This window comes from Diaminobutyricimonas aerilata (assembly GCF_002797715.1).
Taxonomy (GTDB): Bacteria; Actinomycetota; Actinomycetes; order Actinomycetales; family Microbacteriaceae; genus Diaminobutyricimonas; species Diaminobutyricimonas aerilata.
The window spans coordinates 2,459,703-2,478,849 of sequence record NZ_PGFF01000001.1 but is presented as its reverse complement, the minus strand read 5'-3'; the positions used below and the strand labels follow the sequence as shown (position 1 = coordinate 2,478,849).

The window sequence follows — 19,147 nt, the reverse complement described above, 5'->3', positions numbered from 1 at the left end:
CGGGCGCGCGGTGTGCGCACCCGCCCCCGCCCGGAACGATTACTCGGCCGGCTTGAGCTTGGTGAGGATGAGCGGGACGGTGACCTGCGTCGGGTCGGCCGTCGCGTACTGGTCGTCCTCACCCGGCCACCCGACGTATCCGCGGGTGTTGTACTCACCGAGGTACGGGTGCGTGCCGACGGGGATCACGGGGACCTCCTCGACGAAGATCTTCTGGATCTCCTGCAGGGCGGCCGTGCGCTCCTCCTCGCTCGCGGAGGTGGCGTAGGTGTTCAGCAGCTCCGTCGCCCGCGGGTTCTCGTAGCGGCCGAAGTTGTAGTCCACCTCGTCACCGACGAGCAGCCAGCGACCGTCCATCGTGTCGGAGTAGAGGTCGTACGGCGTGGTGCCGCTGTCGGTCCAGTGCATGATGGCGTCGAAGTCGCCGGAGCGCTTGTTGGCCCACCACGTGTCGGCGTCGGGGGTGTCGACCTTGGCGTCGGCACCGAGGGTCTCCTTCACCTGGTCGGCGATGAGGCTGATGCCGGTGACGTAGTCGTTCCAGCCCTGCGGCACCTGGAGGGTGAAGGTGACGGGCTCGCCGTCGGGGTCGATGAGAGCGTCGCCGTCCCACGTGTAGCCGGCGTCCTCGAGGATCGTGCGGGCTCCGTCGACGTCGAGCTCGAACTCGACGCCCTCGTATTCGGGCGCGATGTACTTCTCGCCGACGGGGGTCGGGAGTCCGGTCACCGAGGTGAGCACCGGGCCGGCGTTCTCGCGCGCGATCTCGGTGTGCGCCTCACGGTCGATGACCATGTTGACGGCCTGACGGAAGGCGAGGTCGTTGAAGGGCTTCTTGGTGTGGTTGACGAACAGCACGTCGGGTGCCAGCACGTTCGCCGCCCAGAAGACGTTGTGCTCCGGGTCCTTGTTCACGAAAGCGTCCTGCACGTTCGGGATGAACGCCTGCGCCCAGTCCGCGTCCCCGTTCGCGAGAGCGGTCGTGAGTGCCGTGTTGTCGTTGTACGAGATGTAGTACAGCGTGGGCACGGCGAGGTCGCCGCCCCAGTAGTCGTCGCGCGCCTGCAGCGTCACCGACTGGCTGCTGAAGCTGTCGAGCGTGTACGGGCCGGTGCCGACGGGCTCCGGGTTGGCGAAGGTCGTCGGGTCGCCGGCGTCCTTCCAGATGTGCTCGGGCACGATCGCGATGTGCAGCACCTGGGCCTGCTTCACGAACTTCGACTCGGCGAACTTCAGCACGACGTCGTCGCCGTCCTTGGCCACGTCGGTGAGCTGCAGGTTGCCGGTGTCGAGGGCCGGGGTGTTCCGGATGAGGTCGAACGTGAACACGATGTCGTCGGCGGTGAACTCCTCACCGTCGTTCCAGGTGACGCCCGAGCGCGGGGTCACGCGCAGTTCGGTGTAGTCGGCGTTCCACTCGACCTTCTCGGCGAGCCACGGGGTCGTCTCGTTGTCGCCGACGAGGTTCACCATCGCGAGCGGCTCGAAGAGCACGTTCTTGTATCCGAGCCGGTTGGCCGACGAGTCGCCCACCCAGGGGTTGTTCGACTCGGTGGTGATCGCGCCGTCGGGCTTCGCGATCGTGAGCGCGGGGGAGTCGCCCCCGTTCCCGCCGGTGTCGCCGCCGCCGGCCGAGCATCCGGCGAGAACCGAGACGCCGATCGCGACGGCCGCGGCCGCTGCGACGAGAGGTTTCCTAAGCTTCATTGCTTCTCCTTGGGGCACTGGTCATTGTGCTGTGGGACCGGGCGGCATCACCCGGCGGTTCCATCACTTACTGTCGAGAAAGTAAGCTGCCGCGAGGTTACCGACAAGTAAGTAACATCGCAAGCGGGTCGTGGGGTCCCGTTACACTCGCCCGCAGAGAGGAGACGCCGTGACCGACGAAACGTCGAACGGAGCGCGCGTGCGACCTTCGACCGCGCACAAACGCACCGAGATCCTCAAGGCCGCCGTCGAGATCTTCGGCAACAAGGGCTACGCCAACGGCACCCTCGCCGACATCGCCGAACAGGTCGGGATGACGCACGCCGGGGTGCTGCACCACTTTGGTTCGAAGCAGAAGCTGCTGCTCGAGGTGTTGAGCTACCGCGACCAGGCCGACGTGGCCGACCTCGAGGAGAAGCACATCCCCGGTGGCCCGGACCTCTTCATCCACCTGGTGCGCACGGCGTTCGCCAACGCCCGCCGGCCCGGCATCGTGCAGACCTACACGGTGCTCTCATCCGAGGCCGTCACCGACGGGCATCCGGGCAGGAGCTACTTCGAGGAGCGGTACACGACGCTGCGCCGAGAGGTCTCGAATGCGTTCGCCGAGCTCTGCGCGAGGCAGGGCGTCACCGATCGGAGCACGGTGGCGGTGGCCTCGGCGAGCATCCTGGCCGTGATGGACGGGCTGCAGCTGCAGTGGCTGCTCGAACCGGAGGTCATGGACCTGGGGGAGGCCAACGAGTTCGCCATCCGCGCGATCGTCAACGCCGTGCTGCAGCCCGGGCCGGAACTCGAGTCCTACGTCGGCTGACCGCGCTCGTCAGGTGTCGGTCGACGGGATGAGGCGCGCGACGAGCAGTCGGAGAATGCGACGAGCGTTATCGGGAGCTGTGTAGCCGGCCAGCATGCTCTGCGCCAGGCCTGTGGAGGCGAGCAGGAGGGCGTCGGCGATGGCGGCGGTGTCGTCGGGCGAGGGCTCGCCCGATGCCGCGTCGGTCAGAACAGGCAGCAGTTCGCGATGCAGGATTCGGAGCGGTTCTGTCGTGTGGCGAGTCTCCACGTCGGCCGTCGTCAGGGTCGCGGCATGGAACGACGCGAGCACGATCGCGTCGGCCCGCTGCGCGGCCGTCATGGGCAGGAGTGCTTCGAGGATCGTCAGGACGGTCTCTCGGGGATCGCGACGGGTCGTCGCGCCGTCGAAGGCGGTCGTGGGGAATCGAGCCGCGATGTCGCCGATGACCGCCTGGAAGACGGCGTGCAGCAAGGACTTCTTGTCTCCGAAGTAGTACTGGATGAGGCGCACCGAGACACCCGCTTCGGCGGAGACGTTCGCGAAGCTGGCGCTGCTCAGACCGTCCCGCGCGATGAGTGTGCGAGCGGCCCCGGTGATCTGACGGCGGCGTGCGCCGTGATCGGCATGACGGGGCATCTGTTCCCTTCCATCGCTTCCGACCCTATTATGGTATGGACGTACCAAAAAGGAGAGCGATGCCGAAACCAGCCGTCGGAAGGTTCGTCGACGAGAAGGCCCGCGACACCTACATCACGGCGTATCGCGCGATCGAGAGGGAATTCTGGCCCGGTGAGACCGACGAGACCGTGGTGGAGACGTCGTTCGGCCCGACCTTCCTTCGGCGCTCGGGCGGCGGGACCGGTAGGCCGCTGGTCCTGCTCCATCCGCTCGCTGCGAACGGTATGTCGTGGCATCCGCTGGCGGCCGATCTCGGCGAGAATCGCACCATCCTCGCCGTCGACACCATCGGCACGGCCGGCCGAAGCGTCCAGACGGCGCCCGTGCGCGGCCGCGCCGATTTCGCGCGGTGGTTCGACGAACTCATCACCGGTCTGCGCCTCGAGACGCCGCACGTTCTCGGCTACTCGAACGGCGCATGGCACGCGGCCTCCGTTGCCCTGCACTCTCGAAGGGACCTCGCGTCGCTGACGCTGATCGAGCCGAGCGGCGTTCTCACGCGAGTGCCGCTCACCACGCTCGCCGAGTTCTTCGCGGTGGGTGCGCGGCCCAGCCCCAAGGCCGTCGCGCGCCTCGAGCGGTTGACTTCGCCCGGCTACGCGGTAGACCCGCGCGAGAAGCACCTGGCCACACTTGCGATGCGTGATTTCCGGGCTCGGCTCCCGTGGCCGAAGACGCTGACTGACCAGGACCTGCAGCGCCTCGCCGTGCCCACCCACGTGATCCTTGCGGGCAGGTCGGCATTGCTTCGGCCGGAACGCGCCGCGCGGCGCGCCTCGGCCATGATCCCCGACGCTCACGTCACGGTCTTCGACCGCGCTGGACACGCCCTGCCGTTCGAGTTGCGCGAGGAGGTCGTGCCGTCGGTGCTCGGGTTCCTGTCCCGACATGATGGAGACGCGCGCTGAGTCAGCTCGCGAGGGCCTTCGCGATGCGCTGCAGCGACGCGGGCTCCGCGGTGCCCAGGTGCTGCGCGAACAGGCCGATCCGCAACTCCTCGAGCAGCCAGCGTGCCCGCACGAGCCGCTCGGGCGCATCCGGGGGCGGCGGGATCCGCCCGCCCGCGTCGCGGAAGCGCGTCGTCGCGGTCTGCACCTCCGTCATCCACACCCGGTCGCGGGCGACGTCGGTGGGGAGCCGCTGCACCCGGTGGGCCACCCCGCGCAGGTAGCGCGGCAGGTGTCGGAGACGGTCGAGTCCGGTCGCGGAGACGAACCCGGGGAACAGCAGCCCGGCGAGCTGCTCCCGGGCGTCGGTGAGCGCCGGCAGCACGGCCATGCTCGTCGACTGCTTGAGCGCCTTCTCCGCCTCGCGCGCCGCGCCGAGGATCGTCGTCACGGTCGAGACGGCGCCGTACAGCGCGTCGACGAGCCCGGCCGAGATGTGGTGGCGGGCGGCCTCGAAGTCCTCCCGCGTCCAGAGCAGGCCGTCGGGGTGCAGTTCCCGCACGCCGGCGTCGACGCACGCGATGAGGCAGTCGTCGAAGAGGGCCTGGATGCTCGGGTACGGGCTCGTCGCGAGCAGCAGCTTCTCGTTCTGGCTGAGGTGCTCCCGCACGTAGCCGAGCGGTGACGGGATCGTCAGGGCGAGCAGCCGGCGCACGCCCCGCGCGTGCGCCCGGGCCTGCTCGTCCGGCGTCGGCAGCACCCGGATGGCGACGGAGGCGCCCTCGTCGACGAGCGCCGGGTAGCCGCGCACGACGTTCCCGCCGGTGCGGGTGTCGAGCACCCGGGGGAGGGCATCCAGATCCCATGACGTGAGGCCGGCGCGCTCGATGGCGTTCGGCGTGCGCTCCGTCACGGCGGCGACCGAGTCGCGCACGCGGGTGCGGAGCTTGTGCTGCAGCGCCTCGAGGTCGGTGCCGCGGGCGAGCACGCGACCCCGCTGGTCGGCGACGGCGAAGCCCATCCTCAGGTGCGGGGGCAGTCGTTCGAGGTCGAAGTCCTCCGCCGCCACGGGCGTGTGGGTCATCCGCTGGATCTGCACGGCCAGGAACTCGGTGATCGACTGCTCCGTGACATCCGCGTCGGCGGGCACCGCATCGAGCAGGCGCTTCGCCCAGTCGGCGGCGGGAACGACGTTGCGGCGGATCGCCTTCGGCAGGCTCTTGATGAGCGCGACGACGAGGTCTTCGCGCAGGCCGGGGACGAGCCAGTCGAACCCCGCGGGGGAGAGACGCGCGAGCAGCGGCAGCGGCACGGTCACCGTCACCCCGTCGTCGGCGGCACCGGGTTCGAAACGGTACGACAGCCGGAGGGTCTGATCACCCTGATGCCACTCGGCCGGGAACGCGTCCTCGTCGATGGTCGGTTCGTCGTCGCCGAGCAGGTCGCGTTCGGTCATCGTGAGCAGATCCGGCTGCTCCTTGCGCGCCTGCCGCCACCACGATTCGAACCCGCGCACGGAGGCGACATCGGCCGGGATGCGCCGGTCGTAGAACTCGACGATCGCCTCGTCGTCGACCAGGATGTCGCGGCGGCGGGTGCGTTCCTCGAGCTCCTCGAGCTCGGCGCGCACCCGGCGGTTGGCCCGGTCGAAGTCGTACAGCCGGTCGCGGGAGATCTCGCGCGGCCAGTCGCCCTCGACGAGCGCGTGGCGGATGAACAGGTCGCGCGCATGCACCGGATCGATGCGGGCGAACTGCACCCGGCGCCGGGCGATGATCGGCACGCCGTAGAGGGTCACCCGCTCGTACGCGACCGCGGCGCCCTGGCGCTTCTCCCAGTGCGGCTCGCCGTAGGTGCGCTTGACGAGATCGCCGGCGAGCGGCTCCGCCCACGCGGGATCGATCGCCGCGGCCGTGCGGGCGAACAGGCGGCTGGTCTCCACGAGTTCCGCCGCCATCACCGCCTCCGGCTGCTTCTTCGCAAGGCCGGAGCCGGGGAAGATCACGAAGCGCTGGTTGCGGGCCCCGATGTAGTCGCGCTTGACCGCATCCCGCAACCCGATCTGGCTCAGCAGACCGGCGAGCAGCGACTTGTGGATGCCGTCCGGGTCGATGCGCGGCTCGCCGACCTCGAGTTCGAGCTGCTTGGCGGTGCGGGTGAGCTGACGATAGACGTCCTGCCACTCGCGCACGCGCAGGAAGTTGAGGTACTCGGTGCGGCACAGGCGGCGGAACTGATTGCCGGAGAGCTCCGCCTGCTTCTGTTGCAGGTGGTTCCAGAGGTTCAGCAGCGACAGGAAGTCGCTCTTCGGGTCGGTGAACCGCGCGTGCGCGGCATCCGCCTGCGGCCGCTTCTCGAGCGGTCGCTCCCGCGGATCCTGGATGGAGAGGCCGGCGACGATCGCCATGACCTCGCGCGTCACGCCGTGGCGCTTCGACTCGATCACCATGCGGGCGAAGCGCGGGTCGATCGGCAGGCGGGTGAGCTGGCGTCCGACGCGGGTGATCTCGCTGCCGCCGCCGTCGCGGGTGCTGCGGATGGCACCGAGCTCGCGCAGCAGGTCGAGTCCGTCCTTCACGCCGCGCGGATCCGGCGGCTGCAGGAACGGGAACTCGCGGATGTCGCCGAGCTTGAGCGAGATCATCTGCAGGATGACCGCGGCGAGGTTCGTGCGCACGATCTCCGGGTCGGTGAACTCGGGTCGCCGCTCGAAGTCCTCCTGCGAATACAGGCGGATGGCGATGCCCGGGCTCGTGCGGCCGGAACGTCCCGAGCGCTGATTCGCCGAGGCCTGCGAGATCGGCTCGATCGGCAATCGCTGAACCTTCGAGCGCACGCTGTAGCGGCTGATGCGCGCCGTGCCGGCGTCGATCACGTACTTGATGCCCGGCACCGTGAGGCTCGTCTCGGCGACGTTCGTCGCGAGCACGATCCGGCGCCGGATCCCCGGGGTCGCGGTGCGCTGGAAGACGCGGTGCTGGTCGGCGGACGAGAGGCGTCCGTAGAGCGGCAGCACCTCGGTGCCGGGGAGGTTGCGGCCGCGGATCGCGTCCTCCGCGTCGCGGATCTCGTTCTCGCCGCTGAGGAACACGAGCACGTCGCCGGGCGCCTCGCGGGCGAGCTCGTCGAGCGCGGCGTTGATGCCCTCGATCGGGTCGAGGTCCCGGCCCGGGGTGCCCTCGTCCTCTTCGGCGTCCTCGTCGGCGGGGGCGCGGTCGGCCACGAGCGGCCGGTAGCGCACCTCGACGGGGTAGGTACGGCCGCTCACCTCGATCACCGGGGCGGGCGTGCCGTCGGCGGAGGCGAAGTGACGGGCGAAGCTCTCCGGGTCGATCGTCGCGCTCGTGACGATGACCTTGAGGTCGGGGCGGCGGGGGAGCAGCCGCTTGAGGTAGCCGAGCAGGAAGTCGATCGTGAGGCTGCGCTCGTGCGCCTCGTCGATGATGATCGTGTCGTAGCGCTTGAGGTCGCGGTCGAAGTTGATCTCGTTGAGCAGGATGCCGTCGGTCATCAGCTTGATCCGCGTCGAGGCGCCGACGCGGTCCGTGAACCGCACCTGGTAGCCGACGAGACCGCCGACCTCCTGGTCGAGCTCCTCGGCGATGCGTTCCGCGATGGTGCGGGCGGCGATGCGGCGCGGCTGGGTGTGCCCGATCGACTCGCGGCCGAGCTCGAGGCAGATCTTCGGCAGCTGGGTCGTCTTGCCCGACCCGGTCTCCCCGGCGACGATGACGACCTGGTTCTCGCGGATGGCGCGCGCGATGTCGTCCCGCATCTGGCTGACCGGCAGGTCGGGCGGGAACGAGATCGCGGGCAGGGTCGCGGACATGAGCCCTCCATGGTACGTCGCCCCGGGCATCCGCTCTGCGTCGTCCCGCCGCTCGCCGAGCGCGGGTTCGCGGACGGCTGATCCGTCGAGCGTGCCCTCATCCGACGTTTCGGGTCGGAGGGGGCCGGTTCCGCGTCGGATGGAGGCACGCTCGACGGCACCGCGAGCATGCAAAGTGCTAGACATGACAGAGTGGTTTGCGATACAAAGTACGCGTGAGTGTGACGACGGCGGCGATGGCGACCAGCACCGATGGGGCGAGCGGGCTGCGCGAGGCGCTGCTGTGGTGCGCGGCCCGCGTCGTCGCCGTGGCGCTCGCCGTCGCCGCCGCGACCGCGCTCGTAGCCGCGATCGGCCTCGAGACGGCGTTCCCGCCCACGCCGCTCATCGCCTCCCTCGCGCTCATCCCCGTCAACCTGATCACCCTGTGGGCCGTGCGTCGGCGGGTGAGGCGCGACGGCGGGACCCTGCGCACGCTGCTCGGCTTCGACCGCAGCCGCCTCGGCCGGGACGCGCTCTGGGCGGTGCTGTGGATCGCCGTGCTGTACGTGCCCTTCTGCCTCGCCGTCGTGGGCACGATGTTCGCGCTGCACGGTGCCGACGCGTTCGACCGGTTCGAGACCGTCTTCGTGCCGACGGTGACGCCGGGGTTCCCGACCGCCGTCGCGGTCGTGCTCGGATTGGTCGTGGTCGCGACCTTCGCGCCGCTCAACGCCCCGGCCGAGGAGGCGCTCTTCCGCGGGGTCGCACAGGGCGCCCTCGCCCGCGCCGGACGTCCGGTGCTCGCGGTCGCGCTCCCCGCCGTCGCGTTCGGCGTGCAACACCTCTTCTTCGCACCCGGGCCCGACGCGATGGTGGTCTACGCCGTCGCGTTCCTCTTCTGGGGCATCGGCTCCGGGCTCATCGCGGCGCGCCAGCGCCGCCTCATGCCGCTCGTGCTCGCGCACGCCCTCGTCAACCTGCTCACCACTCTGCCCGCGGCCCTGCTGCCGCTGCTGATCCCGGAGGCCTCATGAACGCCCGACCCGCACCCGACGACGACGCGCCCCTCGACCCCGCGGCGATGCTCGCGCTCATCCAGACGCAGCAGTCCGAGATGGAACGGCGGATGGCCGCCGCGACACCGTGGATCGTGGCGGCGTGGGGCATCGCCTGGGTCGTCGGATTCGGCGCGCTGTTCCTCATCGACGGGGCGCGTCCCGGGTTCGCGATCCCCCTGCCGGTCGCGGTCGGCACCTTCATCGCGCTCATGATCGCCGCGGTCATCGCCTCCGCGGTGCTCGGGGCGCGCATGGGGCGCGGGGTGAAGCAGACGAAGGAGGCGAACTTCAACGGCGCCGTGTTCGGCGTCACCGGGTCGGCGTCGTTCTTCGCGATGTACGTCTTCGCCGTCGGTCTGACCCGCAACGGCATGGACCCGGACCTGCTGAACATCTTCTTCCCGACCTCCTCCGCCCTCATCGTCGGGATCTTCTACGCGCTCGCCGGCGGCTTCTGGCGCATCGTGCCGATGATCTGGATGGGCGCGTGGATCGCGCTCGTCGGACTGGTGGCGCCGTTCTTCGGCTACCCCCACCACTACCTGTTCTTCGCGCTCGCCGGCGGCGGCGGGTTCCTCGTGGGCGGGATCGTCGCCGCCGCGCTGCTGCGCTCCGGGCGCTGGGTCGTCTGATGGTCGACCTCGATCCGGTCATCCACGCCCAGGCGCGACTGCGCATCACCGCGGCCCTCGCCACCCTCGCGGACGGGGAGAGCATAGCCTTCCCGCGCCTGCAGGAGTTGCTCGACATGACGGCGGGCAACCTGTCCACCCATCTGCGCAAGCTCGAGGACGCCGCGTACGTCGAGGTGGAGAAGACCCACCAGGGACGCACGCCCGTCACCTACCTGCGGCTCAGCCGTCTCGGACGCCGCGCGTTCGAGGACTACACCGACACTCTCCAGAACCTGCTCGGAGGCACCCCGTGACCGCACCGCTCGCCCGCCTCGACCGGGTCACCCGACGATTCGGGGAGGTGACCGCCGTCGATGACGTGACCCTCGACATCCGGCCGGGGCAGATCCTCGGTCTGCTCGGGCCGAACGGCGCCGGCAAGTCGACCGTCATCTCGCTGCTGCAGGGGCTGCGCCGACCCAGCTCCGGGCGCGTCGAGCTGTTCGGCGGCAACCCCGCGGAAGCGGCGCGACGACAGTCGCTCGGCAGCACGCCGCAAGAGACCGCGCTGCCCGCGACCCTCACCGTCGGCGAGGTCATCGACTTCGTCGGCGCCCACTTCGAACGTCGGGTTCCCCGCGGGGAACTCGCGGCGGAGTTCGGCCTCTCCGACCTGCTCAAACGGCAGACCGGATCGCTCTCGGGCGGCCAGCGCCGGCGGGTCAGCGTCGCGCTCGCGTTCGCCGGTGATCCGCGACTCGTGCTGCTCGACGAGCCGACGACCGGGCTGGACGTCGACGCCCGGCACGCGCTCTGGGACGCGCTGCGGCGCCAGCACGAGCGCGGCGCCACGGTCGTCGTGACGAGTCACTATCTCGAGGAGATCGAGGCGCTCGCCGAACGCGTCGTCGTACTCGGTGGCGGGCGGGTGCTCGCCGACGACCATCTCGACGCGGTGCTGGGTCGGGTGCGCGTGCGCCGCGTGCGCCTGGTGACGGATGTCCCGGAGCGGATCGCCGCGCTCGGCGCCGAGAGCTGGGCGCCGAGCGGGGAGGCGACCGAGTTCTCCGTGCGCGACTCGGACGCGTTCGTCGGCGACCTCGTGCGGTCCGGACTGCCGTTCCGCGACCTCACCGTGCGGGGCGCCTCGCTCGAAGAGGCGTTCCTCACTCTCACCGCATCCGATCGGAAGGTCGCCTGATGTCCGCCCTCGCGCTCACCCTCGTGCACGCCAAGTACTCGCTGCTCGAGACCGCCCGCGTGCCGATCGCCATCATCGGGTCGCTCGTGTTCCCCGCCCTGTCCTTGCTGTTCTTCGTGGTGCCGAACCGCGCCGTCGCCGACGACCCGGTGTTCGCGACGCAAGCGGTCATCTCGCTGAGCGTCTTCGCCGTGCTCGCGAACGGCCTGTTCGGCTTCGGCTTGACGATCGCCGAGAACCGCGAGAAGCCGTGGGATCCGTACCTGCGCACCCTTCCCGCGCCCGGCATCTCGCGCGTGCTCGCGCACGTGCTGTCGACCGGCGTGCTCGCGCTCGTGTCGATCGTGCCGGTGATCGTCATCGGCGGCGCCTTCACCGCGGCCGAGGCGTCGTTCGGTCGAGTGCTGCTCGGCATGCTGGCGCTCGCCGTCGCGGCGCTACCGTTCATGTTCGCCGGCATCTGCATCGGCTACGCCATGCCGGCGAAGGCCGCGATCGCGGTCGTGCAGGTCGTGATGTTCGGGCTCGCCTTCGGCGGCGGCCTGTTCCTGCCCCCGCAGCTGTTCGCGGAGTGGCTCGACATCCTGTCGCGGTTCCTGCCGTCTCGGCACGCCCGCGAGTTCGTGGTGTGGGCGGTGCAGGGTGGTGACCTCGAATGGTGGGTCGTCGTCGGCATCGCGGCGTGGACGATCGTGCTGCTCGCCCTCGCGCTCGTGCTGTTCCGCCGCGACGAGGGTCGCCGCTACCGCTGACCCGCCTCACGCATCCGCCCCGCTTAGGCTGGGCGGGTGCGTGAACACGAGGTCAGGACCCACCGCAGCGACGAGAACCTGCCCCGCGAGCAGCAGCTCGCCTGGCGCATCGCGGAGGTCGCCGCCGAACGCGTGCCGGTGACGGATGCGGTGACCGACATGGTGATCAACCGCGTCATCGACAACGCCGCCGTCGCGGTCGCCTCGCTGCGCCGTGCCCCCGTCGAAGCGGCACGTGGCCAGGCGCAGCGGCATCCGTTCACTCCCGGTGCGACGGTGTTCGGCGTGCTCGACCGGGTGAGCCCGGAGTGGGCGGCGTGGGCGAACGGCGTGGCCGTGCGGGAACTCGACTATCACGACACCTTCCTCGCCGCGGACTACTCGCATCCGGGCGACAACATCCCCGCAGTCCTCGCCGTCGCGCAGCACACCGGCCGGAGCGGTGAGGACCTGCTGCACGGCATCGTGACCGGGTACGAGATCCAGATCGACCTGGTTCGGGCGATCAGCCTCCACAAGCACAAGATCGACCACGTCGCCCACCTCGGCCCGAGCGCCGCCGCCGGTATCGGCACGCTGCTCGGCCTCGACCGCGAGACGATCTTCCACGCGGTCGGGCAGGCGCTGCACACGACGACCGCGACCCGGCAGTCGCGCAAGGGGGAGATCTCCACCTGGAAGGCGTACGCCCCCGCCTTCGCCGGCAAGATGGCGATCGAGGCGGTCGATCGCGCGATGCGGGGGCAGACGAGCCCCACCCCGATCTACGAGGGGGAGGACGGGTTCATCGCCTGGTTGCTCGACGGTCCCGCGGGCCGCTACTCGGTGCCGCTGCCCGAGGCCGGCGAGCCCCGCCGGGCGATCCTCGACAGCTACACGAAGGAGCACTCGGCCGAGTACCAGGCGCAGGCGTGGATCGACCTCGCCCGGCGGCTCGGCGCGGCGCGCCCGGACCTGCGCGATCCGGCCAACGTGCGCTCCGTGGTGCTGCACACGAGCCATCACACCCACTACGTGATCGGCTCGGGCGCGAACGACCCGCAGAAGTACGACCCGACGGCGAGCCGGGAGACGCTCGACCACTCGATCCCGTACATCTTCACCGTCGCGTTGCAGGACGGCGAGTGGCACCACGAGCGCAGCTACGCGCCGCAGCGCGCCGCCCGCCCCGACACGGTCGCGCTCTGGCGCTCGGTGACCACGGCGGAGGACCCGGAGTGGACCCGCCGCTACCACTCGACGGACCCCGCCGAGAAGGCGTTCGGCGGACGCGTCGAGATCGAACTCGCCGACGGTTCCCGCGTGGTCGACGAGATCGCGGTCGCCGACGCGCATCCGCTCGGTGCCCGGCCGTTCGAGCGCGCCGACTACGTGCGCAAGTTTCGCACCCTCGCCGAGGGGGTGGTGCCGGATGCGGAGGTCGAGCGCTTCCTCGCGGCGGCGGAGCGTCTGCCGTCGCTCTCGGCCGACGAGCTCGGCGCCCTCACCGTCGACATCGGCCTGCCGCCCGTCACCCGCGGCGGCATCTTCTAGGAGGACCCGTGCTCTATTCGACCCGCACCGCATCCGAGAAGCGCCGCCTCCTGCGCGAGCGTCTCGCGTCGGGGGAGCTGCTGCAGTTTCCCGGCGCGTTCACGCCGTTGAGCACCGCGCTCATCCAGCAGAAGGGCTTCGACGGGGTCTACGTGTCGGGCGCGGTCGTGAGCGCCGAGCTCGGGCTGCCCGACATCGGTCTGACCACGCTGAGCGAGGTCGCCGGACGGGCGCAGCAGATCGCCCGGATGACCGACCTGCCGGCCCTCGTCGACGCCGACACCGGCTTCGGCGAGCCGATGAACGTCGCGCGCACGGTGCAGACGCTCGAGGATGCCGGGGTCGCCGGCCTGCACATCGAGGACCAGGTGAACCCGAAGCGCTGCGGTCACCTCGACGGCAAGGCCGTCGTCGACGCCGACACCGCCGTGAAGCGCATCCGCGCCGCGGCGGATGCGCGCCGCGACCCGGACCTGCTCATCATGGCCCGCACCGACATCCGCGCCCTCGACGGCCTCGCAGCGGCGGTCGACCGGGCGAAGCAGCTCGTGGACGCCGGCGCCGACGCGATCTTCCCGGAGGCGATGGCCGATCTCGCCGAGTTCGAGGCGATCTGCTCCGCGGTCGACGTGCCGGTGCTCGCCAACATGACGGAGTTCGGCAAGAGCGAGTTGTTCACCACGCAGCAGCTCGCCGACGCCGGCGTGCGCATCGTCATCTACCCGGTCACGCTGCTGCGCCTCGCGATGGGGGCCGTCGAGCGCGGCCTCGACGAGCTGCGGGCGAGCGGCACGCAAGCGGCGACGGTGCCCGACATGCTCACCCGGAAGCGGTTGTACGAGCTCATCGACTACTCCGGCTACACCGCGTTCGACTCGGCCGTGTTCGACTTCGAGGTGCCCGGCGCGCACTGAGCGCCCACGCCGGCCCCGGCTACCCGGATGCGCGGGCCTCGCGACGCTCGTGGCGGGCGCGTGCGGCGTGGTGGGCGTCGCGCAGCAGCCGCTCGAGCGTCGCGGATGTCGCCGGCCCCGGATCGATGACGGCGAGCCACCCGAGCGCGCCGTAGACCGGGTGGGGCATGAGCATGTCCTCCGCGGCGTGATCCCAGTGCGACCCGAGATCGCGGGGGTTCTCGCCGGTCAACTCGACGAAGGTCGCGCGGCCGACGTGGATGTTGACCCTCCATCGGCCGTTCCCGAGTCGGGACGCGGTGTCGTCGGGATAGTCCTTCGTGACGACCGTCGCGTAGGGCTGCTCGTTCGTCGGCATCACGCCATCGGGCGCGTGGTAGAAGAAGGCGTCGCCCCACGCGAGCTCGGGTGTGCCGTCGCCGGGGCCGGGGGTGACCACGAGCGATCCGGGAAGTGATCGCACCAGTTCGATGATCTCGTCCATACTCATGGTTCAAGCGTCCACTTGAAGTGCTTATGTGGACTCGGGGGAGGAGAGTCATGCGGCGCACCGTCGACCTGGCGCGAGCCGTCGGGTACTCGGTGCAGCAGATCCGGGACCTCGAGCGGCTCGGCGTCATCCCGCCCGCGCGGCGCGAGGCGAACGGGTACCGGTCGTACTCCCGCGTTCATGAGGTCGCGGCCCGCGCGTACCGGGGGCTTGCCGCGGCGGTCGGCCCCGTCGAGGCGCGGCGACTGCTCGCATCGATCTGGTCGATGTCGGTCGCAGATGCCGCGGCGGCGGTCGGTGCCGCGCACGTACGTCTGGAACGCGAGCGCGACGACGTGCGGCACGCGCTCCGCGCGCTCGCCGTGATCCGCGCCGAGCGCGCCGATCTCGATGGGGCGGATGACGCGGCGATGACGATCGCGGAACTGGCGGACGCGCTCGGGGTGCGGGCGTCGACGCTGCGTCACTGGGAGGCGGAGGGGCTCGTCGTGCCGGAACGCGTCACCTCGCTCGGCGCGCGTCGCTATCGTCCCTCGGACGTGCGGGAGGCGCGCATCGTCGCGGCGCTCCGCGCGAGCGGCTACGGCGTGCCGGCCGTCCGCGAGGTCATGGCGGGCCTACGCGGATTCGGCATCACCGCGGATGTGGAGGCGGTGCTGCAACGGCGACTCGGCTCGATCGCCGCCCGCAGCGTGGCGCTCCTCCGCACCGGCTCCGACCTGGCGGAGGTACTCGACGCGCTCCGCGACGGTGACGCCGCGGGGGTGCGGGCCGAGTAGTTCAGCGCAGCGCGAGCTCCCAGGCGACCGGGTCGGCGGTCGTGGCGAGTCCGGCGGCGATGCGCGCGCACGCGACACCCTGGTCGAACAGCGACTGGCGCACGCTCGGGATGCCGAGTGTCGCGGCGAGCGGGCTGTCGTCCCAGCCGCAGACCCGCGCGGAGTCGCCGAGCACGTCGATCGCGCCGGCGGCGATCTCGTCGCCCATTGCGATGACGGCGTCCGGATGCACGTGCCGGAGCGCGTCCTCGATGGCCTGACGCGCATCGTCTCGGGAGTTGCGAGCCACGACCGCGACCGGTAGGTCGCCCCACGACCGTCCGGACGCCTCGACGGCATCGCGGTACCCGGCGAGGCGGGTGGCGGTGATGGGGAACGGCACCTCCGGCGACGGGCCCCGCAGCAGTCCCGGTCGCCGTTCCCGGTCGAGCGGGAACGACAGCACGAGCGGCGTCGTGGCGCCCTCCAGCAGGTGGGCGGCGATGGCGGTCGCGGCGGTGCGGTCGTCCGGGCCGACGACCACGATGCCGGGGGCGGCGGGGCCGCCCTGGATCGCCGCGGGTCGGCCGGTCGCCGCGACGGCGGCGAGCACGGGGTCGTCGTGGACGGTCGTCCACAGTACGAAGCCGTCGACGGCTGCTTCGCGGACGCGGTCCACATCGGTTTGTTCACCGGTGCTCGGGATGAGCACGAGACCGAGCCGGTTCTCGACGCAGACCCGGGACACCCCCGCGAGGAACCGCGCCGCCTGCGGGTCCTCGAACGCGTAGGTGAGGTGCTCGCCGAGCACGACCCCGAGGTTCGCGGTCGATCCGCTGCGCAGCGAACGCGCCACCGGATCCGGCCCCCGGTAGCCGAGCCGCTCGGCCGCGTCGAGCACCCGCGCCCGGGTGGCCGGCGCCACGCGGTCGGGCCGCGTGTACGTGTAGCTCACGGTCATGGGCGCGACGCCCGCCTCGGCGGCCACCTGCCGCATCGTCACGCGCTCGGGCTTCACAGCACGAGCATACCTGTGTACCGTTACACAAATGCGATCCTCGACCGCCTCCCATTCCGCGTTCGCCGCCTTCGGCCTGTTCTGGGGCACGTGGGGCGCCGCCCTTCCCGCACTCCGCGACGCTGCGTCGGTCACCGACGCGGAACTGGGAACGGCCCTGCTCCTCGTCGGGCTCGGAGCACTGCCGGCGATGATGCTCACCGGGCGCGCCGTCGATCGCTTCGGCGCCCGCATCGCGGGCGCCCTCATGCTCGCCCTCGCGCTCTCGGGCCTCGTCATCGCCATCGTCTCCCGCGACTTCGCCACGCTCGCCCTCGGCATGCTGCTCGTGGGCGCCACCTCGGGCGCGGCCGATGTCGCCTCGAACGCCCTCGCGGGACTCGCCGAGCAGCGCTCCGGCGGTCGCGTCATCACGATCTCGCACGCCGTCTTCTCCTCCTTCGTCGTGGTGGGCAGCCTCGGCACCGGCGGGTTGCGAGCCCTCGGCGCCGATGCCGTCGCCGTGTTCGCAGGCGCGGCCGCCCTCATGGCGGTCGCGAGCGTCGCGGTGCTGATGCTCGGCGATCGGCCGCACGCGGCCACTCCGACCGTCGCGGTGCGGCGTCGGGAAGCGATGCGGCTGGCCCTGCCGTTCGTCGCGGTGGGACTCGTGGGCGCGGTCGCCTTCGCGACGGAGAACGCGCACCAGAGCTGGAGCGCCATCTTCCTCGCCGACGAGCTCGACGCGTCCGTCGGCCTGACCGCCATCGCCCCCGCCACCTTCGCGGTCTTCGCCGCGCTGACGCGCTTCGCTGCGGGGATCTTCACGCGGGTGCCGGCCGGCCTGCTGCTCCTCGCCGGCGCCGGCGCCGCTCTTCTCGGCACGCTCGTGCTCGCGACGGCCACCGTCGTGCCCGTGGCGCTCGGCGGCCTCGCCCTCGCGGCCATGGGTACCTCGGTGCTCTTCCCGACTCTTCTCAGCCGCGCCACCGAGGGCGTCCCGGCCGATCGCCGCGGCCGCGCCACCTCCGCCGTCGCGACGACCGCATATCTCGGATTCCTCGTCGGACCGGTCTACGTCGGGCTGCTCGCCGACGGGTTCGGCTTGCGCGGCGCGATGATCGGCGTCGCCGTGCTCGCCGCGCTCTTCGCCCTGCTCGCCCCGCTCGTGACCCGTCGCCGGAACGCGAACACCGAGGCGTCCGAACCGGCGCCTGCCACGATGGGGGCATGACGGAGCGCGAAGTGCTCGCCGGCGGCGGCATGAACGTCGTCGAGCGGATCGGCGATCGGGTGCACCGCCCGGCCGGACCGTGGACGCCGACGGTGCACCGGCTGCTCGCCCACCTGCGTTCGCGGGGCATCGATTGGGTGCCCCGACCGCACGGCGTCGACGGCGACGGCCGCGAGGTGCTCGACTTCCTCCCCGGGGAGTCGCCCGATCATCCGATGCCCGAGTGGTTGTGGAGCGACGCGCTACTGCGCGAGGCCGGGCTCCGGCTCCGCCGCCTCCATGGCGCGACCCTCGGCTTCGACCGCGCCGGTGCGGTGTGGCGGATGCCCGCCCATGAGCCGGCCGAGGTGATCTGCCACAACGACTTCGCGCCGTACAACTTCGTGGTCGACGCGCAGCGCCGGCTCACGGGTGTCATCGACTTCGACACGGCGTCCCCGGGTCCGCGGAGGTGGGACCTCGCTTACCTCGCCTACCGCCTGGTTCCGCTCGGCGTCGGCGAGGTCGACCCCGGCTCCCCGATCGACGGCGCGGAGCGCCGCCGCCGGCTGCATCTCTTGTGCGCCGCGTACGGTGACGCCGATCCCGACGACGTCTTGACCGCCGTCGTGCCGCGGTTGCGGGAACTCGCCGACTTCTCGGAGCTGCGCGCGCCACAGGAAGGCGCTCATCTGCTCGGCCACGCACGCCTGTACCGCGACGACGCCGACGCGGTCGCTGCACTGCTCGACCGCTGACCTCGCACGATCGACCCGTGGCGTCGCGCCGAGCGTCGGTGCGACGTTCGCCCTGCGCGGAACCATCTGCATTGCATTCTGCAAGTCAGGGGACTACCGTGCCCGCATGACCTACGAACAGCTCCGCGTCACGCGGACATCCCCCGCCCTGTGGCGCGTAGCGTTCGACGCCCCGCCCATCAACCTCATCGGTCCGCAACTCGTCATCGAGCTGCGCGAGCTGGTGCACGAACTCGAGACCGACCCCTATGTGTCGGTGGTCGTCTTCGAGTCGGCGATCGAGGACTATTTCCTCGCCCACTGGGACATCGCCGCCGACCCCCGGGTGCTGGCCGCCCTGCCGGTCGGCCCGACCGGCTACAGCCCGTGGATCGACGTGCTCATCCGGCTGAGCAAGGTGCCGGCGATCACCGTCAGCTCCATCCGGGGCCGCACCCGGGGGGCGGGAAGCGAATTCGTGCTCGCCACCGATATCCGCTTCGCCAGCCGGGAGAAGGCGGTGCTCGGGCAGTTCGAGGTCGGCGTCGGCGCGGTTCCCGGAGGCGGCACGCCGTCGCGCCTGCCGCGCTTGATCGGACGCGGTCGCGCACTCGAGATACTGGTCGGCGCGGACGACTACGACGGCGAGCTGGCCGAACGTTACGGATACGTCAACCGGGCCCTTCCGGACGGGGAGCTGGACGACTTCGTCACGGCGTTCGCGGAGCGGGTGTCGCGGTTCGACTCGCGAGCACTGCAGGAGGTGAAGGCGTTCGTCGATTCGGCGTCACTGCCCCCGGATGAGGAGTTCCCGCCGCAGATCGACGCCTTCCGGAACTCGGTAGGTCGTCCCGAGACGCAGCAACGGATCGGGCAGCTCGTGGCACGTGGTCTGCAGCAGGCCTCGGCCACGGAGTCGGAGCTCGGAGCGGCCGTCGCCGAGCTCGACATCCCCGTGCAACCGCCCCGCGGGCGCGCATGACTCCCGCCGAGCGATCCAG

18 protein-coding genes are annotated in these 19,147 nt (G+C 71.1%); 13 read left to right on the top strand and 5 right to left on the bottom strand.

Features of this window, described 5'->3' with window-relative positions; all coding sequences use genetic code 11:
- Positions 1-39: 39 nt before the first annotated feature.
- On the bottom strand, positions 40-1,707 hold the full coding sequence (locus CLV46_RS11970; protein ID WP_100364984.1) for an ABC transporter substrate-binding protein: 1,668 nt from the start codon (positions 1,705-1,707) through the stop codon (positions 40-42).
- Between the two features lie 169 nt (positions 1,708-1,876).
- Between CLV46_RS11970 and CLV46_RS11965 the strand changes: the two genes are divergently transcribed.
- Positions 1,877-2,521, top strand: a complete 645-nt coding sequence (locus CLV46_RS11965) for a TetR/AcrR family transcriptional regulator (RefSeq protein WP_100364983.1) — start codon at positions 1,877-1,879, stop codon at positions 2,519-2,521.
- Between the two features lie 9 nt (positions 2,522-2,530).
- Here CLV46_RS11965 and CLV46_RS11960 read toward each other — a convergent pair whose 3' ends face one another.
- Entirely contained in the window at positions 2,531-3,139 is a 609-nt protein-coding gene (locus tag CLV46_RS11960; RefSeq protein ID WP_100364982.1) for a TetR/AcrR family transcriptional regulator, read from the bottom strand.
- Positions 3,140-3,198: 59 nt separating this feature from the next.
- Here CLV46_RS11960 and CLV46_RS11955 point away from each other — a divergent pair, with 59 nt between their 5' ends.
- On the top strand, positions 3,199-4,089 hold the full coding sequence (locus tag CLV46_RS11955) for an alpha/beta fold hydrolase (protein WP_157802312.1): 891 nt from the start codon (positions 3,199-3,201) through the stop codon (positions 4,087-4,089).
- 1 nt (position 4,090) lies between these two features.
- Here CLV46_RS11955 and hrpA read toward each other — a convergent pair whose 3' ends face one another.
- Complete coding sequence (gene hrpA / locus CLV46_RS11950; protein ID WP_100364980.1) at positions 4,091-7,897, bottom strand: ATP-dependent RNA helicase HrpA; 3,807 nt, start codon at positions 7,895-7,897, stop codon at positions 4,091-4,093.
- Positions 7,898-8,112: 215 nt separating this feature from the next.
- On the opposite strand from hrpA, the gene CLV46_RS11945 reads away from it, so the two are divergent.
- From CLV46_RS11945 to prpB, 7 genes are read left to right on the top strand one after another with little or no spacing between them, the layout of a single operon-like run.
- On the top strand, positions 8,113-8,913 hold the full coding sequence (locus CLV46_RS11945; RefSeq protein WP_157802311.1) for a CPBP family intramembrane glutamic endopeptidase: 801 nt from the start codon (positions 8,113-8,115) through the stop codon (positions 8,911-8,913).
- Positions 8,910-9,569 carry a hypothetical protein gene (locus CLV46_RS11940; RefSeq protein WP_100364978.1) on the top strand — a complete coding sequence of 220 codons (660 nt, stop codon included), beginning with the start codon at positions 8,910-8,912 and terminating at the stop codon, positions 9,567-9,569. Before CLV46_RS11945 ends, CLV46_RS11940 begins: the two co-directional genes overlap by 4 nt.
- Entirely contained in the window at positions 9,569-9,865 is a 297-nt protein-coding gene (locus CLV46_RS11935; RefSeq protein ID WP_100364977.1) for a transcriptional regulator, read from the top strand. Before CLV46_RS11940 ends, CLV46_RS11935 begins: the two co-directional genes overlap by 1 nt.
- Entirely contained in the window at positions 9,862-10,752 is an 891-nt protein-coding gene (locus CLV46_RS11930; protein ID WP_100364976.1) for an ABC transporter ATP-binding protein, read from the top strand. Before CLV46_RS11935 ends, CLV46_RS11930 begins: the two co-directional genes overlap by 4 nt.
- Entirely contained in the window at positions 10,752-11,504 is a 753-nt protein-coding gene (locus tag CLV46_RS11925) for an ABC transporter permease (RefSeq protein WP_100364975.1), read from the top strand. Before CLV46_RS11930 ends, CLV46_RS11925 begins: the two co-directional genes overlap by 1 nt.
- Before the next feature lie 36 nt (positions 11,505-11,540).
- Entirely contained in the window at positions 11,541-13,037 is a 1,497-nt protein-coding gene (locus CLV46_RS11920) for an MmgE/PrpD family protein (protein WP_100364974.1), read from the top strand.
- An 8-nt stretch (positions 13,038-13,045) separates the two neighbouring features.
- Positions 13,046-13,951 carry a methylisocitrate lyase gene (gene prpB, locus CLV46_RS11915; protein ID WP_100364973.1) on the top strand — a complete coding sequence of 302 codons (906 nt, stop codon included), beginning with the start codon at positions 13,046-13,048 and terminating at the stop codon, positions 13,949-13,951.
- Between the two features lie 19 nt (positions 13,952-13,970).
- On the opposite strand, the gene CLV46_RS11910 is transcribed toward prpB, so the two are convergent.
- Entirely contained in the window at positions 13,971-14,441 is a 471-nt protein-coding gene (locus tag CLV46_RS11910; RefSeq protein WP_211282191.1) for a DUF6194 family protein, read from the bottom strand.
- A 50-nt stretch (positions 14,442-14,491) separates the two neighbouring features.
- Between CLV46_RS11910 and CLV46_RS11905 the strand changes: the two genes are divergently transcribed.
- Entirely contained in the window at positions 14,492-15,220 is a 729-nt protein-coding gene (locus CLV46_RS11905; RefSeq protein WP_100364971.1) for a MerR family transcriptional regulator, read from the top strand.
- A gap of 1 nt (position 15,221) precedes the next feature.
- On the opposite strand, the gene CLV46_RS11900 is transcribed toward CLV46_RS11905, so the two are convergent.
- Positions 15,222-16,217, bottom strand: coding sequence for a LacI family DNA-binding transcriptional regulator (locus CLV46_RS11900; RefSeq protein WP_211282190.1), 996 nt, complete (start codon positions 16,215-16,217; stop codon positions 15,222-15,224).
- Between the two features lie 31 nt (positions 16,218-16,248).
- On the opposite strand from CLV46_RS11900, the gene CLV46_RS11895 reads away from it, so the two are divergent.
- The 3 genes from CLV46_RS11895 (at position 16,249) to CLV46_RS11885 (ending at position 19,128) form a co-directional block, all read left to right on the top strand.
- Positions 16,249-17,430 carry an MFS transporter gene (locus tag CLV46_RS11895; protein ID WP_157802310.1) on the top strand — a complete coding sequence of 394 codons (1,182 nt, stop codon included), beginning with the start codon at positions 16,249-16,251 and terminating at the stop codon, positions 17,428-17,430.
- Positions 17,427-18,167 carry an aminoglycoside phosphotransferase family protein gene (locus CLV46_RS11890; RefSeq protein WP_100364969.1) on the top strand — a complete coding sequence of 247 codons (741 nt, stop codon included), beginning with the start codon at positions 17,427-17,429 and terminating at the stop codon, positions 18,165-18,167. Before CLV46_RS11895 ends, CLV46_RS11890 begins: the two co-directional genes overlap by 4 nt.
- 106 nt (positions 18,168-18,273) lie before the next feature.
- Positions 18,274-19,128 (top strand): enoyl-CoA hydratase/isomerase family protein, encoded by an 855-nt coding sequence (locus tag CLV46_RS11885; RefSeq protein ID WP_100364968.1) that lies wholly within the window; start codon positions 18,274-18,276, stop codon positions 19,126-19,128.
- Positions 19,129-19,147: the final 19 nt, after the last annotated feature.

Coding starts and splice junctions, on each gene's coding strand:
- CLV46_RS11955 (WP_157802312.1), top strand. CDS start 3,199: ATGCCGAAACCAGCCGTCGGAAGGTTCGTCGACGAGAAGGCCCGCGAC.
- CLV46_RS11910 (WP_211282191.1), bottom strand. CDS start 14,441: ATGAGTATGGACGAGATCATCGAACTGGTGCGATCACTTCCCGGATCG.
- CLV46_RS11940 (WP_100364978.1), top strand. CDS start 8,910: ATGAACGCCCGACCCGCACCCGACGACGACGCGCCCCTCGACCCCGCG.
- CLV46_RS11890 (WP_100364969.1), top strand. CDS start 17,427: ATGACGGAGCGCGAAGTGCTCGCCGGCGGCGGCATGAACGTCGTCGAG.
- CLV46_RS11925 (WP_100364975.1), top strand. CDS start 10,752: ATGTCCGCCCTCGCGCTCACCCTCGTGCACGCCAAGTACTCGCTGCTC.
- CLV46_RS11885 (WP_100364968.1), top strand. CDS start 18,274: ATGACCTACGAACAGCTCCGCGTCACGCGGACATCCCCCGCCCTGTGG.
- CLV46_RS11935 (WP_100364977.1), top strand. CDS start 9,569: ATGGTCGACCTCGATCCGGTCATCCACGCCCAGGCGCGACTGCGCATC.
- hrpA (WP_100364980.1), bottom strand. CDS start 7,897: ATGTCCGCGACCCTGCCCGCGATCTCGTTCCCGCCCGACCTGCCGGTC.
- CLV46_RS11895 (WP_157802310.1), top strand. CDS start 16,249: ATGCGATCCTCGACCGCCTCCCATTCCGCGTTCGCCGCCTTCGGCCTG.
- CLV46_RS11970 (WP_100364984.1), bottom strand. CDS start 1,707: ATGAAGCTTAGGAAACCTCTCGTCGCAGCGGCCGCGGCCGTCGCGATC.
- CLV46_RS11905 (WP_100364971.1), top strand. CDS start 14,492: ATGCGGCGCACCGTCGACCTGGCGCGAGCCGTCGGGTACTCGGTGCAG.
- CLV46_RS11960 (WP_100364982.1), bottom strand. CDS start 3,139: ATGCCCCGTCATGCCGATCACGGCGCACGCCGCCGTCAGATCACCGGG.